Source organism: Pseudomonas sp. ME-P-057 (genome assembly GCF_030208975.1).
In the GTDB taxonomy this organism is placed as follows: domain Bacteria; phylum Pseudomonadota; class Gammaproteobacteria; order Pseudomonadales; family Pseudomonadaceae; genus Aquipseudomonas; species Aquipseudomonas lutea.
Genome location: NZ_JARVSX010000001.1, coordinates 77,110 through 91,339, shown reverse-complemented (window position 1 = coordinate 91,339; position 14,230 = coordinate 77,110). Strand labels below are relative to the sequence as shown.

Below are 14,230 nucleotides of genomic sequence, written 5' to 3'. Positions count from 1 at the left end.
GCGATTGATTCGCGCGGTGGTTACAATGACCGCCTCATGTATTCGGGAGTGATCTGTGGATAAGTTCAAAGGCGCCTTGATGGTTGGGGCATTGCGGCTGTTTGCCTTGTTGCCATGGCGCGCGGTCCAATGGGTCGGCACCTGTATCGGCTGGCTGATGTGGAAATTGCCCAATCGCTCTCGCGATGTTGCGCGGATAAACCTTTCCAAATGCTTTCCCGAGCTGAGTCCGCCCGAGCTTGAAGCGTTGGTCGGCCGCAGTTTGATGGACATAGGCAAGACGCTGACCGAGAGCGCTTGCGCCTGGATCTGGCCGGCGCAGAAGTCGATCAACCTGGTGCGTGAGGTCGAAGGGCTCCAGGTACTTAAGGACGCGCTGGCATCGGGCAAGGGCGTTGTGGGTATCACTAGTCATCTGGGCAACTGGGAAGTGCTCAACCACTTTTACTGCAGTCAGTGCAAACCGATCATTTTTTACCGGCCGCCCAAACTGAAGGCCGTGGATGACCTGCTGCGCAAACAGCGCGTGCAATTGGGTAATCGCGTGGCGGCTTCTACCAAGGAAGGCATTCTCAGTGTGATCAAGGAGGTGCGCAAAGGTGGCTCGGTTGGCATCCCTGCAGATCCTGAGCCTGCCGAGTCAGCCGGCATTTTCGTCCCGTTTTGCGGAACGATGGCGCTCACCAGTAAGTTTGTGCCGAACATGCTGGCAGGTGGCAAAGCGGTAGGCGTGTTTCTTCACGCGATGCGCCTGGAGGATGGCTCGGGTTACAAAGTGGTGCTCGAAGCGGCGCCCGATGACATGTACAGCACCGACACTGAAACGTCGGCGGCGGCCATGAGCAAAGTAGTCGAGAGGTACGTGCGGGCCTACCCAAGCCAGTACATGTGGACCATGAAGCGCTTCAAAAAACGCCCCGAAGGCGAAAAGCGCTGGTATTGATGACCGGCGCAATGCCAGCCTCTTCCACCACTGCCCGATACGTTGAAGCACTTGTAGGCGCGCGCTTGGCCGCGAATGCGATGTGGCGGTCACCACATCCATTCCAGGGAAACCCCTCGCGAGCAAGCGCGCTCCTCCAGTCAGCGCGCCTGGTTCGAATCAGAAAAAGCTCAAGCCCACCTGAAACAGCCTTTCCACGTCCCGGATGTACTTCTTATCCACAAGGAACATGATCACATGGTCACCGGATTCGATCACCGTGCTGTCATGGGCGATGAGCACCTGGTCAGCGCGTGTAATCGCACCGATGGTCGTGCCGGGCGGAAGGTTGATGTGCATGATCGCCTTGCCAATCACCTTGCTGGACTTCGCATCGCCATGGGCGACAATTTCGATGGCCTCGGCCGCGCCCCGCCGCAATGAGTGCACACTGACAATGTCGCCGCGCCTCACGTGCGCCAGTAACGTCCCGATAGTCGCGAGTTGAGGGCTGACCGCAACATCGATTTCCCCGCCCTGCACCAGGTCGACATAAGCAGGGTTATTGATGAGGGTCATGACTTTCTTCGCGCCCAGCCGTTTAGCCAGCAACGAGGACATGATGTTCGCTTCATCATCGTTGGTCAGTGCGAGGAAAAGGTCTGCGTTATCGATGTTTTCTTCCATGAGCAGGTCTCGATCGGACGAGCTCCCCTGAAGAATGACCGTGTTGTTCAGCGTGTCGGAAAGGTGTCGGCATCGTGCGGGATTCATCTCGATGATCTTGACCTGGTAGCGGTTCTCAATGGCTTCCGCCAACCGCTCACCGATTTGCCCGCCGCCTGCAATCACGATGCGCTTGTAGCTTTCGTCCAGCCGACGCATTTCGCCCATCACGGCGCGAATATCGGCCTTGGCAGCGATGAAGAAGACCTCGTCGTCTGCTTCTATCACCGTATCGCCCTGAGGAATGATCGGACGATCACGGCGGAAAATAGCAGCGACACGAGTGTCGACATTCGGCATGTGTGTACGCAGTTGGCGCAGTTGCTGCCCTACAAGGGGACCGCCGTAGTACGCCTTGACCGCCACCATCTGGACCTTTCCGCCCGCGAAATCGATAACTTGCAGCGCGCTCGGGTATTCGATGAGCCGCTTGATGTAATGGGTCACGACTTGTTCAGGGCTGATTAGCACGTCCACCGGGATGGCGGCGTTGGCGAACAAGCCGGAGCGGGTGAGATAAGCGGACTCGCGAACGCGCGCGATCTTGGTCGGGGTTTGAAACAGCGTGTACGCGACCTGGCAGGCAACCATGTTGGTTTCGTCGCTGCTGGTGACGGCCACCAGCATGTCCGCGTCGTCCGCGCCGGCCTGACGCAGCACGGTCGGGAACGAGCCACGACCATGCACGGTGCGGATATCAAGGCGATCGCCCAATGCACGTAGACGGTCCTGATCGGTATCAACGACAGTAATGTCGTTGGCTTCGCTGGCCAGGTGCTCGGCCAGCGTACCGCCGACCTGCCCTGCGCCGAGAATGATGATCTTCAATCAGTCTCTCCTTGAATTGATGATCAGGCGACCGCAGCGATCTTGATCAGTTTGGCGTAATAAAAGCCGTCATGCCCGCCCTCTTGCGCCAGCAGTTGTCGGCCATGAGGTTGTTTCAGGCCTGGAGGCGGATTGCCTTGTTGTCCGGCAATGTCCAGTTCCCGCGCGCCCGGCGTGCGTGTCAGGAATGCAGCGATGACTTCGGTGTTTTCGGTCGGCAGGGTCGAGCATGTCGCGTACAGCAAGATGCCGCCGACCTCCAGCGTTGACCAAAGCGCATCCAGCAATTCGCCCTGCAGGGTGGCGAGTGCGGCAATGTCATCCGCCTGACGGGTCAGCTTGATGTCAGGGTGGCGGCGAATAACGCCGGTTGCCGAACAAGGCGCATCGAGCAGAATGCGCTGGAAGGGCTTGCCGTCCCACCATTGATCCGTGGCGCGGGCATCGGCGGCGATGAGTTCGGCACTGAGGCCCAGACGGTCAAGGTTTTCTCTGACCCGCACCATGCGCTTGGCTTCCAAGTCCACCGCGACGACCCCGGCCAAGCCGGATTGCACTTCCAGCAGATGGCAGGTTTTGCCACCCGGCGCGCAGCAGGCGTCAAGCACACGCTGACCCGGGCCCAGCTCCAGCAGGTCGGCGGCCAGTTGGGCGGCCTCGTCCTGAACACTGATCCAACCGTCGGCAAAGCCCGGCAGTGAGCGCACATCGCTCGGTTCAGCCAGTACGATCCCGTCTTGGCTGAACGTGCAGGGCGTCGCGCCGATGCCTGCGTCCACCAGCAGCCGGAGGTACTCCTCGCGCGTTTTGTGCCGGCGGTTGACCCGCAAAATCATGGGTGGGTGAGCGTTGTTGGCCGCACAAATGGCTTCCCATTGCTCAGGCCACGCAGCTTTCAATGCTTTTTGCAGCCAGCGCGGGTGGGCAGTGCGCACTACTGGATCGTGCTCCAGCTCCACCAGCAAAGCCTCGCCCTCACGTTGGGCCCGACGTAACACGGCGTTGAGCAATGCTTTCGCCCAGGGTTTTTTCAGTTTGTCAGCACAGCCCACGGTTTCGCCGATGGCGGCGTGGGCCGGTACGCGAGAGTAAAAGAGCTGATACAGGCCCACCAGTAGTAAAGCCTGAACATCGTTGTCAGCGGTTTTGAAGGGTTTCTGCAGCAGTTTGGCTGCCAACGCGGACAGCCTTGGCTCCCAGCGCGCGGTGCCAAATGCCAGATCCTGGGTCAGCCCCCGGTCGCGGTCCTCAACCTTGTCCAGCTGCGTTGGCAACGAGCTGTTCAGGGACGCTTTACCGCTCAATACGGCTGCGAGGGCCTTGGCAGCAGCCAGACGCGGGTTCATTGCGCATCTACCGTCAAGCCGAGCACAGTGCCGGCGGAGAATTTCTCCCGGCGACTGTTGAACAGGTCAGCGAAGCCCAGGGGTTTGCCGCCCGGTAACTGCACGCGAGTAAGAAGCAGGGCGCCGTCCGCACACGCAACCAATAGACCTGCTTTGCTGGCTTCAAGAACGGTGCCGGGTGTGTCCGCTCCCTCCGCGATCCGCGCTTCCAGAACCTTGAGCGCTTGGCCATTAAGTGTTGTGTGGCAGATTGGCCAGGGATTGAAGGCGCGCACCAGCCGCTCCAGCTCGACGGCCGGGCGGGCCCAGTCGATGCGTGCTTCGTCTTTATTCAGTTTGTGCGCATACGTTGCGAGACTGTCGTCCTGCACCTCGCCGACCAGCGTGCCTTCAGCCAGTCCTGCGATGGCTTGAATCACCGCCGTCGGGCCCAGAGCAGCAAGGCGGTCATGCAGTGTGCCGCCGGTGTCGTCGGCCGTGATCGGTGTCGTTACCTTGAGCAGCATCGGGCCCGTGTCCAGGCCCGCTTCCATACGCATCACAGTCACGCCGCTTTGCGCATCGCCAGCTTGCACTGCGCGTTGAATGGGCGCGGCACCCCGCCAGCGTGGCAGAAGTGATGCGTGACTGTTGATGCAGCCCAAGCGTGGAATATCCAGCACTGCTTGCGGCAGGATCAGACCGTAAGCGACCACCACCAGCAGATCAGGCTTCAGTGCGGCCAACTCGGCCTGAGCGTCGGGCGCGCGCAATGTAGGCGGCTGCAGGACTGGAATATCGTGTTGGAGGGCAAGCTGCTTGACCGGGCTTGGCATCAGCTTCTGACCACGACCGGCAGGGCGATCTGGCTGGGTGTAGACCGCAATGACGTCATAGGGACTGTCGAGCAGGGCTTTCAGGTGCTCGGCGGCGAATTCAGGGGTGCCGGCGAACACGATGCGCATTGGCTCAGTCATGGGCTTCTCTTTGAAGGATATGGCGGCAGGGGGCATTTGGCTGAATAGCGCCAAGGGGCGGCAACGACACTATCGGCTGGCGCCCTATTGCAGGCTAATGCGCTCCTGCAGCAGAAAGGAGATGGCTGGATCAGGCGTTTTGCTTGTGAAGTTTTTCCAGCTTTTTCTTGATCCGGTCGCGCTTGAGGTTGGACAGGTAGTCGACGAAAAGCTTGCCGTTCAGGTGGTCGCACTCATGCTGAATGCACACGGCGAGCAGGCCCTCGGCGACCATTTCGTAGGGCTGGCCATCACGACCCAGCGCCTTGACCTTGACGCGTTGCGGGCGATCCACGTTTTCGTAAAAACCTGGAACAGACAGACAACCTTCCTGGTACTGATCCATCTCGTCGGTGAGCGGCTCGATCTCGGGGTTGATGAACACCCGGGGCTCGCTGCGATCTTCGGAGAGATCCATCACTACCACGCGCTTGTGTACGTTAACCTGCGTCGCGGCCAGACCGATGCCAGGCGCTTCGTACATGGTTTCAAACATGTCGTCGACCAACTGGCGAATGCCGTCGTCCACTTCAGCCACCGGCTTGGCGATGGTGCGCAGGCGCGAATCGGGAAATTCGAGGATGTTTAGTATGGCCATATACGTAAGGGATGCACTGTAGGGTAAAGTCAAAATCGGCTGCTAGGCTTGGGACGTCACAAGCGCGCAGCCCTTGTAAAAGCGGAAGTCTTGCAAGACTCGGCGTTTCACGCGAAGCCACATGATAAAGGGATTCACTGCATGAGGAAATCACTACTCGCCCTGCTGCTGTTGGCCGCGACAGGCCTTGTCCAGGCGCAAGTACAGCTCAGGGATGGCCATCCAGAGAGTTACACCGTTGTCGCCGGTGACACGCTTTGGGACATATCCGGAAAATTTCTGAACCAGCCGTGGAAGTGGCCGCAACTGTGGCGCGCCAATCCACAGGTTCACGACCCTGATCTGATCTACCCCGGGGACACGCTAACGCTCACCTATGTCAACGGTCAGCCGCGAATCACGGTCAACCGTGGCGAGTCTCGAGGCACTATCAAATTGTCCCCGAGGGTGCGCAGCACGCCGATTGCAGAGGCGATTCCCACGATTCCGCTGGGTGCAATCAATGCGTTCCTGCTGAATAACAGGATCATCGACAACGCCCATCAATTTGAGGTCGCCCCCTATGTGGTGGCGGGCAATGGCGAACGAGTGCTCAGTGGTGCCGGCGATCGCATCTATGCGCGAGGCCGCTTTGAGCCGACGCACGTTGCGTATGGCATCTATCGCAAGGGCAAGACGTACGTCGATCCAGTGACAGGTGTGGTGCTGGGGATCAATGCCGATGACATCGGCAGCGGGGAGATCGTAGCCAGTGAAGGCGACGTTGCGACGCTGCAGATGCAGCGCTCGACTCAGGAAGTGCGTCTGGGCGACCGCCTTTTCGTCAGTGAAGAGCGCGGAATCAATTCGACATTTGTACCCAGCGAACCGCAGCAGGCAGTGGATGGCACCATCATCGACGTGCCCAGGGGTGTGACTCAGATTGGCGAGTTTGACGTAGTGACCCTTGATCGAGGTCGTCTGGATGGCCTGGCCGAAGGAAACGTGCTGGCCATTTACAAGACTGGCGAGACGGTCCGTGACCGGGTCAGTGGTGACCAGGTCAAAATTCCCGACGAGCGATCCGGGCTGTTGATGGTCTTCCGTACCTACGAGCGACTGAGCTACGCGATGGTATTGCACGCCTCCCGATCTTTGGCGGTTCAGGACAAAGTACGTAACCCGTAATGCTATGTATCAGGTGTAAATCACTTTTCTCCACCGGCGTGCTTCACTTATCAAATTGTTGTTAACAGAGTTATCCACAGGTTGGTGCACCGTTTGAGGTGAACCATGGATCAAGGAAGATCGCATGCCGTTGTTCGAAAAGTCCGGTCAGTCACCTGCCGAACTGGAAGCCCGCTTGCGCTTGCACCGGCTTCCAGAGATAGGCCCAAAACGTTTTCACACCCTCATTGATGCCTTCGGCAGCGCTTCTGCTGCACTGAGTGCGCCCGCTTCGGCGTGGCGATCATTACGCCTGCCAGCGGCCTGTGCGGATGCTCGCCGCAGCGCGGAGGTGCGCGACGGCGCAAGCGTTGCATTGGCCTGGTTAGAGCGTTCCGGCCAGCATTTACTGATGTGGGACGACCCGGACTACCCTGCGCTGCTGGCTGAAATTCCTGATCCGCCGCCTATGCTGTTCATCGCCGGCGACCGCTCATTGCTTGACCGTCCGCAGCTGGGAATGGTCGGCAGCAGACGGGCCTCAAGGCCAGGACTGGACACCGCCGCAGCCTTCGCGCGCAGTTTGGCCGGGGCAGGATTTGTCATAACCAGCGGGCTGGCGCTTGGCATTGACGGCGCGGCGCATCAGGGCGCTTTGGACGTAAAAGGCGGGACGATCGGTGTGCTCGGCACCGGGATCGAAAAACTTTATCCACAGCGGCATCGTCAGCTTGCGGCGAACATGGTGGCCAATGGAGGCGCTGTCATTTCCGAGCTGCCGCTGGACGCCGCACCTCATGCCAGCAACTTCCCTCGGCGCAACCGAATCATCAGCGGCTTGTCCCTTGGGGTGTTGGTGGTCGAGGCCAGCGTGGCCAGCGGGTCGCTTATCACGGCGCGTCTTGCCGCCGAGCAGGGTCGCGAGGTCTACGCCATACCCGGTTCGATCCATCATCCAGGCGCCAGGGGTTGTCATCAGCTCATTCGCGAGGGCGCTGTGCTCGTGGAGACCATTGATCACATTCTTGAAGCGCTGCAAGGATGGAAGAATGTCGGTCCAGCTGATGTCACAGCCGCACAGCCTCAGGCGGCACTGCATCCGCTTTTGGCGCTACTGCACGCCGCGCCTCAAACGGGCGAAGCACTGGCCCATAACAGCGGTTGGCCCTTGCCTAAAGTGCTGGCCGCCTTGACTGAACTTGAGCTCGACAGCAGCGTGGCCTGTGAAGCCGGAAGATGGTTTGCCCGGGCACGCTGAGGTTAAACTGCCCGCCAGCGTAATTTGGGAGAACAAGCGATGGTCAGCAGTTGGCGAGTGCAGCAAGCCGCACGAGAGATTCGAGCCGGAGCGGTGATTGCCTACCCAACCGAAGCCGTGTGGGGTTTGGGCTGTGACCCTTGGGACGCGGAGGCGGTTTATCGCCTGCTGGCGATCAAGGCACGGCCTGTGGAAAAAGGCTTGATCCTGATTGCCGATAACATCCGTCAGTTCGACTTCCTCTTCGAAGACTTCCCCGAGCTTTGGATTGATCGAATGGCCAGCACATGGCCCGGGCCGAACACCTGGCTGGTGCCCCATCAAGGGTTATTGCCTCAGTGGATAACCGGGCAGCACGACACCGTTGCTCTGCGCGTTAGCGATCATCCGACCGTTCGCGATCTTTGCGCGTTGACCGGTCCGCTGGTGTCGACTTCCGCAAACCCGGCAGGCCGACCCGCGGCGCGTTCGCGGCTGCGGGTCGAGCAGTATTTTCACGAGCAGTTGGACATGGTGCTGGGCGGCAGTCTGGGCGGTCGCCGCAACCCAAGTGTCATCAGGGATCTGGTGACGGCTGAGGTGGTACGGGCTGGATAACGTCTGCCCGGTCTAGCGCTACGCCGCAACCTCTGTAGGAGCGCGCTTGCCCGCGAAAGCGATATGTCTGGTAAGCATTAAGTGACTGACACACCGCCTTCGCGGGCAAGCGCGCTCCTACAAAGAGAAAGGCGGAATCAAGGCACCAGAATGATCGACCCCATCGTTCTGCGCCCGGCCAATTCGGTGTGCGCCAGCGCTGCATCCTTGAGCGCGAACTGCTGGATGTTGTCGACTTTGACCTTCCCGCTGGCCACCATCTCGAACACTTCATCCGCCATTGCCTGCAGGGCTTGCGGCCCGTTTGCGTATGACCCCAGCGTCGGACGGGTGACGTAGAGCGAGCCTTTTTGGGCGAGGACCCCGAGGTTCACGCCGGTTACGGCTCCAGATGCGTTGCCGAAGCTGACCAATAGGCCTCGCAACTCCAGGCAATCAAGTGACGTCTCCCAAGTGTCTTTGCCTACGCCGTCGTAGACCACTGGCACCTTCTTGCCGTTCGTCAATTCCTTCACGCGCTGAACGACATCCTCCTTGCTGTAATCGATTACTTCCCACGCACCCAGCGCTTTGGCATGCGCGGCCTTTTCGGCCGAGCTCACCGTACCGATGAGTTTCACGCCCAGCGCGCTAGCCCACTGGCAGGCGATCGAACCGACGCCACCGGCAGCGGCATGAAACAGGATGGTTTCTTCGGGACGAATTTCGTAGGTCTGGCGAAACAGGTACTGGACGGTCAAACCCTTGAGCATGACGGCGGCGCCCTGCTCGAAGCTGATGTCGTCAGGCAGCTTGGCTACGTTCGCCCCCGGCGTTACATGGACATCTGCATACGCACCCAAGGGGCCGGTGCCATAGACCACGCGGTCGCCAACTTTGACGTGAGTCACTTCGCTGCCCACCGCTTCCACAACGCCGGCGCCTTCGTTGCCTAGCCCCGACGGGAACGAGGGCGCCGGATAGAGTCCGCTGCGAAAGTAAGTCTCGATGAAATTCACGCCAATCGCCTTGTTACGCACGCGCACGTCTTTGGGGCCTGGCGCAGGGGGCTCGAAGTCAACATAGTTGAGCACTTCCGGGCCGCCGTATTGGTCGAACTGGATACGTTTTGCCATTTGCTTACTCCGTCGTTGATCGGAACTGCAGGGGATCACTGTCGATGCCAAAGGGGTCTATCGGACTCCTTCGCTCGCGCTGCGTCAACTGCGGCATCCGCCATGCCGGTGATATGCTACCGCCCGGATTTCGCAGTCGGGTTTGCTCTGCGAGGGTGACGGCTTGATCGTCGCGATCGCTCAGTGCCCGCTTGCCACGCACGTCTCAGTCAACTCAGGTACCGCCATGTCTTTTCGCACCGATGCCGTCAAAGCCTACTTGCTCGATCTTCAAGACCGGATCTGCGCCGCGCTGGAAACCGAAGATGGCAGCGCACGTTTCGTCGAAGACGCCTGGGAGCGACCTGCGGGTGGTGGCGGACGGACTCGGGTGATCGAGAACGGCCACATCCTTGAAAAGGGCGGGGTCAACTTTTCCCACGTCTTCGGTGCCGGCCTGCCTCCCTCCGCCAGCGCCCATCGTCCGGAACTGGCGGGGCGGGGATTTGAGGCGCTGGGCGTCTCGCTGGTGATGCATCCGCACAACCCGCATGTGCCGACCGCTCACGCCAACGTGCGTTTCTTTATCGCCGAAAAAGAAGGCGAAGAACCGGTCTGGTGGTTCGGCGGCGGCTTCGATCTGACGCCCTACTACGGTGTGGAGGAAGACTGCATCCATTGGCATCGCGTCGCCGAGCAGGCTTGCGCGCCTTTTGGGGCGGATGTGTATCCGCGCTACAAGGCATGGTGCGACCGCTACTTCCACATCAAGCATCGCAATGAACCGCGCGGCGTGGGTGGGCTGTTTTTCGATGACCTCAATGAGTGGGATTTCGACACCAGCTTTGCCTTCATCCGTGCCATCGGCGATGCGTTCGTCGAGGCGTACCTGCCTATCGTTCAGCGCCGCAAAGACACGCCCTACACCCCGCAACAGCGTGAATTTCAGGAATTCCGGCGCGGCCGTTATGTTGAATTCAATCTGGTGTACGACCGAGGCACGTTGTTCGGGCTGCAATCGGGTGGCCGCACTGAATCAATTCTGATGTCGCTTCCGCCGCAAGTGCGCTGGGGCTACGACTGGAAAGCCGAGCCGGGCAGCGAGGAAGCGCGCCTGACGGAGTACTTCCTCCAGGATCGCGACTGGCTCGCCGAGGCCGGGCAGTGATGACTGATCAATACGTCGTTTTCGGCAACCCCATCGCGCACAGCAAATCGCCATTGATCCATCGCCTGTTCGCCGAGCAGACGGGGCAGTCGCTGGATTACCAGACATCGCTGGCGCCGCTGGACGGCTTCACTGCCTTCGCCAAGGCGTTTTTCGAGACAGGCCGTGGCGCCAACGTCACTGTGCCCTTCAAGGAACAAGCGTACCGGCTGGCCGATCAGTTGACCGAGCGCGGCCGTCGTGCGGGGGCGGTCAATACCCTGGCCGTGCAAGCAGATGGCAGCTTGCTGGGCGACAACACTGACGGCGCAGGCCTGGTACGGGACCTTAAGGTCAATCATGGCGTCACGCTCAAGGACAGACGCATTCTGGTGCTGGGGGCTGGCGGTGCGGTGCGCGGTGCGCTTGAACCCCTACTGGCGGAAGATCCCTACGTGCTGGTGGTTGCCAATCGCACGGTTGAAAAGGCTGAAAAGCTGGCCCAGGAATTCGCTGACATTGGCCCGGTGTTGCCCGCCGGCTATGACTGGCTCGAAAAGCCGGTGGACCTCATTATCAACGCGACGTCGGCGAGCCTTTCCGGCGAAGTGCCGCCTATTGCGCCTGGCCTGATTAAGCCCGGTGAAACCTTCTGCTACGACATGATGTACAGCAAGGAGCCAACCGCGTTCTGCCGTTGGGCTGTGCAGCACGACGCCGGTCAGGCGGTTGATGGATTGGGGATGTTGGTCGAGCAGGCAGCCGAGGCGTTTTATCTGTGGCGCGGCGTGCGGCCGGAATCAGCGCCCGTGTTGGCGGAACTGCGGCGGTTGATGGCTCAGAACGGATAAGGCTCTCTGCATACTTATCCCCCTGTGGGAGCGAGCTTGCCCGCGAAGACGCCATTCCAACCGCTGAACATCTAGCGAATGTACCGACTTCTCGCGAGCGAGCTCGCTCCCACACGCTGATATGGGCCCTGTAAGAGTGAGCTTGCTCGCGATACTTCTCGTCTGTGCTTACAACTTGGCCTTCACCGCCGGCAGCGCATCTTTGTCGTCAACGGTCTTCACGCCGTCCAGCCATTTGTCCAGAACCGCAGGGTTAGCCTTCAGCCAAGTCTTGACCGCCTGGGTGTTGCTGACCTTTTGATCCACGACGGTCTGCATGACCGAGTTTTCCATTTCCTGAGTGAACATCAGGTTGGAGAGCAGCTTGGCCACATTCGGACAAGCGTCGGCATAGCCTTTGCGCGTCACGGTGTAAACACTGCCAGTGTCCCCGAAGTACTTCTCACCGCCCTTCAAGTAGTGCATGCCCTTGATCTGCACGTTCATGGGGTGCGGGGTCCAGCCGAGGAACACGACGAACTCCTTCTTCTTCACGTTGCGCTGCACTTCAGCCAGCATTGCCTGCTCACTGGACTCGACCAGCTTCCAGTCGCCCAGATCAAACTCATTCTTTTTGATGATCTCCTGAATAGAGGCATTGGCCGGTGCGCCCGAACCGATGCCGTAAATCTTCTTGTGAAACTTGTCGGCGAATTTCTGAAGATCGGCAAAGTTATGCACACCGGCGTCGTAAACGTAATCCGGAACGGCAAGGGTGAATTCGGTGCCTTCGAGGTTCTTCGCGTATTGGGTAACGTCGCCGGTGGCGATGAACTTGTCGTAGAAACCCTGTTGCGCTGGCATCCAGTTGCCCAGAAAAACGTCGAGTTGCCCGTCTTTAAGGCCGCCGTAGGCGATCGGCACCGCCAAGGTGTCGATCTTGGCTTTGTAGCCCAGACTGTCCAGCAAAAAACCTGCGGTAGCGTTGGTGGCGGCGATATCGCTCCAGCCCGGGTCGGCCATCCGCACCGTGTTACAGCTAGCGTCAGCGGCGAAGGCCGCCACGCTGCTCATACTCAAGACCCCAACCGCCAGCGTTGTGAACAGCTTATTCATGGTGTGCCCCTTTTTGGTTTTCTAGGTGTTGGCAGGGTCAAGGTTGTGGATAACGGGCCTTGCGCTCCAGATCGTCCAGATCAATGTGGTTGCGCATGTATTGCTGACTGGCGTCAACCAGCGGCTGGTGATCCCAACTCTTCAGCTTGCCGATGGCCAGCGACTCGGCGACGAAACGCCGACGACGCTGGCTGGCGAGCACCTGGTGGTGTATCGCCGGAATGTCCCATTTGGCCCTGGCTTCGGCCAGGAACGCAGTAAACAGGTCCTGATGAGCGAGGGATTGACTCAGCTCCTCCTGCTCTTTCGGATCGTTGTGCAGGTCATAGAGCAGACATGGGTCCCGCTCCGAATAAATGAATTTGTACGCGCCGCGCCGAATCATCATCAGTGGACTGTTGGTGCCTTCCGCCATGTACTCGCCGAACACTTCGTCGTGACCGCCCTCGCCCCGCAGATGCGGCAAGAGTGAGCGGCCGTCCAGCGGTAAACCGGCATCAAGCTGCCCCTGCGCCAAGGCGACGAAGGTCGGCAGCAAGTCGGCGGTAGACACCGCATCCTTTACACGGCGGGCTTTGAACTGGCCCGGAGCGTACACCAGCAGCGGTACCCGCGCCGACATCTCAAACCAGTGCATTTTGTACCAGAGCCCGCGCTCCCCGAGCATGTCGCCATGATCGCCGGAGAACACGATGATGGTGTCCTCTGCCAGCCCTGTGTCCTCCAGTGTCTGGAGCAGTTTGCCGACGTTGTCATCAATGTAGCTGCACGCGCCGAAATAGGCGCGTCGCGCGTCGCGAATCTTGTTCGCCGGCAGTGGCTTGTCCCAGAGGTCATACACCTTCAGCAGTCGCTGGGAATGCGGGTCCAGTTCGGACTGGGCCAACGGCGCGTGGGGCATCGGGATGTCGTCATCGCCGTACAGATTCCAATAGGACTTGGGAATGGTGTACGGGTCGTGCGGATGAGTCATCGATACGGTCAGGCAAAACGGCTGATCGCCCTCCTCCCGCACATGATCGAACAGATACTGCTGGGCCTTGAAGACCACTTCTTCATCGAAATCCAGTTGGTTGGTGCGTACGCAAGGCCCGGCTTGCAGCACCGATGACATGTTGTGGTACCACGTGGGGCGCACATCCGGTTCGTCCCAGTTCACGGCCCAACCGTAATCGGCTGGATAGATGTCGCTGGTCAGGCGCTCTTCGTAGCCGTGCAGTTGATCGGGGCCACAGAAATGCATCTTGCCGGACAGCGCCGTGCGGTAGCCGAGACGGCGCAGGTAGTGGGCGTAGGTTGGGACGTCAGCCGGAAAGTCTGCGGCGTTGTCGTAGGCGCCGATCTTGCTCGGCAGCTGACCGCTGACCAGCGTGAAACGCGACGGCGCGCACAGGGGACTGTTGCAGTAGGCGGCGTCGAATACCACGCCTTCAGCGGCGAGGCGACTCAAATGCGGCATCTTGACGGGAGAAGAGGCGTACATCGGCAACATGGGCGCGGCCATCTGATCGGCCATGATAAAAAGAATGTTTTTGCGCTTCATGTATTCGCGGCATCCCATAGTCATTATTTATGCGAAAGTGCTTCGACCGAGGATGGTGCCCAAGCTGCCCTAGGTAAAGCCCAT

13 protein-coding genes are annotated in these 14,230 nt (G+C 59.8%); 6 read left to right on the top strand and 7 right to left on the bottom strand.

Annotated features, from left to right (window positions below):
• The first annotated feature begins 55 nt into the window (after positions 1 to 55).
• Positions 56 to 943, top strand: a complete 888-nt coding sequence (locus QRN48_RS00440; RefSeq protein ID WP_191944228.1) for a lysophospholipid acyltransferase — start codon at positions 56 to 58, stop codon at positions 941 to 943.
• A gap of 159 nt (positions 944 to 1,102) precedes the next feature.
• Here the strand turns inward: QRN48_RS00440 and trkA are convergent, their stop codons facing one another.
• From trkA to def, 4 genes are all read right to left on the bottom strand, one after another.
• Entirely contained in the window at positions 1,103 to 2,476 is a 1,374-nt protein-coding gene (gene trkA / locus QRN48_RS00435) for a Trk system potassium transporter TrkA (RefSeq protein WP_037016970.1), read from the bottom strand.
• 23 nt (positions 2,477 to 2,499) lie between these two features.
• The gene (rsmB, locus tag QRN48_RS00430) at positions 2,500 to 3,822 is read right to left on the bottom strand and encodes a 16S rRNA (cytosine(967)-C(5))-methyltransferase RsmB (RefSeq protein WP_191944229.1); all 1,323 of its coding nucleotides are present in this window, start codon (positions 3,820 to 3,822) and stop codon (positions 2,500 to 2,502) included.
• The gene (gene fmt, locus QRN48_RS00425; protein ID WP_285348298.1) at positions 3,819 to 4,778 is read right to left on the bottom strand and encodes a methionyl-tRNA formyltransferase; all 960 of its coding nucleotides are present in this window, start codon (positions 4,776 to 4,778) and stop codon (positions 3,819 to 3,821) included. The genes rsmB and fmt overlap by 4 nt, the downstream gene beginning before the upstream one ends.
• Positions 4,779 to 4,908: 130 nt before the next feature.
• Positions 4,909 to 5,415 (bottom strand): peptide deformylase, encoded by a 507-nt coding sequence (gene def, locus QRN48_RS00420; protein WP_285348296.1) that lies wholly within the window; start codon positions 5,413 to 5,415, stop codon positions 4,909 to 4,911.
• Between the two features lie 141 nt (positions 5,416 to 5,556).
• Between def and QRN48_RS00415 the strand changes: the two genes are divergently transcribed.
• The 3 genes from QRN48_RS00415 to tsaC all read left to right on the top strand — a co-directional run bounded on the left by QRN48_RS00415 (position 5,557) and on the right by tsaC (position 8,416).
• Positions 5,557 to 6,582, top strand: a complete 1,026-nt coding sequence (locus tag QRN48_RS00415; protein WP_285348295.1) for a LysM peptidoglycan-binding domain-containing protein — start codon at positions 5,557 to 5,559, stop codon at positions 6,580 to 6,582.
• A gap of 124 nt (positions 6,583 to 6,706) precedes the next feature.
• Positions 6,707 to 7,819: a DNA-processing protein DprA gene (dprA, locus tag QRN48_RS00410; RefSeq protein ID WP_037016983.1), complete on the top strand. Its 1,113-nt coding sequence runs from the start codon at positions 6,707 to 6,709 to the stop codon at positions 7,817 to 7,819.
• 39 nt (positions 7,820 to 7,858) lie between these two features.
• The gene (gene tsaC / locus QRN48_RS00405) at positions 7,859 to 8,416 is read left to right on the top strand and encodes an L-threonylcarbamoyladenylate synthase type 1 TsaC (protein ID WP_037016986.1); all 558 of its coding nucleotides are present in this window, start codon (positions 7,859 to 7,861) and stop codon (positions 8,414 to 8,416) included.
• Positions 8,417 to 8,553: 137 nt separating this feature from the next.
• On the opposite strand, the gene QRN48_RS00400 is transcribed toward tsaC, so the two are convergent.
• Positions 8,554 to 9,531, bottom strand: coding sequence for an NADPH:quinone reductase (locus QRN48_RS00400; protein ID WP_285348292.1), 978 nt, complete (start codon positions 9,529 to 9,531; stop codon positions 8,554 to 8,556).
• Between the two features lie 226 nt (positions 9,532 to 9,757).
• On the opposite strand from QRN48_RS00400, the gene hemF reads away from it, so the two are divergent.
• Both hemF and aroE read left to right on the top strand, forming a co-directional pair.
• The gene (gene hemF, locus QRN48_RS00395; RefSeq protein ID WP_037016991.1) at positions 9,758 to 10,678 is read left to right on the top strand and encodes an oxygen-dependent coproporphyrinogen oxidase; all 921 of its coding nucleotides are present in this window, start codon (positions 9,758 to 9,760) and stop codon (positions 10,676 to 10,678) included.
• A complete protein-coding gene (aroE, locus tag QRN48_RS00390; RefSeq protein WP_285348289.1) occupies positions 10,678 to 11,508 on the top strand; it encodes a shikimate dehydrogenase in 831 nt (276 codons plus the stop codon). Before hemF ends, aroE begins: the two co-directional genes overlap by 1 nt.
• Positions 11,509 to 11,676: 168 nt before the next feature.
• Here aroE and choX read toward each other — a convergent pair whose 3' ends face one another.
• Positions 11,677 to 12,603: a choline ABC transporter substrate-binding protein gene (gene choX / locus QRN48_RS00385; protein ID WP_285348287.1), complete on the bottom strand. Its 927-nt coding sequence runs from the start codon at positions 12,601 to 12,603 to the stop codon at positions 11,677 to 11,679.
• Between the two features lie 37 nt (positions 12,604 to 12,640).
• Entirely contained in the window at positions 12,641 to 14,146 is a 1,506-nt protein-coding gene (gene betC, locus QRN48_RS00380; protein ID WP_285348286.1) for a choline-sulfatase, read from the bottom strand.
• Positions 14,147 to 14,230: the final 84 nt, after the last annotated feature.

Bases quoted from the DNA above. Each gene is read 5' to 3' on its own strand.
- betC (WP_285348286.1), bottom strand. From the start codon at position 14,146: ATGAAGCGCAAAAACATTCTTTTTATCATGGCCGATCAGATGGCCGCG.
- fmt (WP_285348298.1), bottom strand. From the start codon at position 4,778: ATGACTGAGCCAATGCGCATCGTGTTCGCCGGCACCCCTGAATTCGCC.
- dprA (WP_037016983.1), top strand. From the start codon at position 6,707: ATGCCGTTGTTCGAAAAGTCCGGTCAGTCACCTGCCGAACTGGAAGCC.
- QRN48_RS00400 (WP_285348292.1), bottom strand. From the start codon at position 9,531: ATGGCAAAACGTATCCAGTTCGACCAATACGGCGGCCCGGAAGTGCTC.
- choX (WP_285348287.1), bottom strand. From the start codon at position 12,603: ATGAATAAGCTGTTCACAACGCTGGCGGTTGGGGTCTTGAGTATGAGC.
- tsaC (WP_037016986.1), top strand. From the start codon at position 7,859: ATGGTCAGCAGTTGGCGAGTGCAGCAAGCCGCACGAGAGATTCGAGCC.
- aroE (WP_285348289.1), top strand. From the start codon at position 10,678: ATGACTGATCAATACGTCGTTTTCGGCAACCCCATCGCGCACAGCAAA.
- rsmB (WP_191944229.1), bottom strand. From the start codon at position 3,822: ATGAACCCGCGTCTGGCTGCTGCCAAGGCCCTCGCAGCCGTATTGAGC.
- QRN48_RS00415 (WP_285348295.1), top strand. From the start codon at position 5,557: ATGAGGAAATCACTACTCGCCCTGCTGCTGTTGGCCGCGACAGGCCTT.
- def (WP_285348296.1), bottom strand. From the start codon at position 5,415: ATGGCCATACTAAACATCCTCGAATTTCCCGATTCGCGCCTGCGCACC.
- hemF (WP_037016991.1), top strand. From the start codon at position 9,758: ATGTCTTTTCGCACCGATGCCGTCAAAGCCTACTTGCTCGATCTTCAA.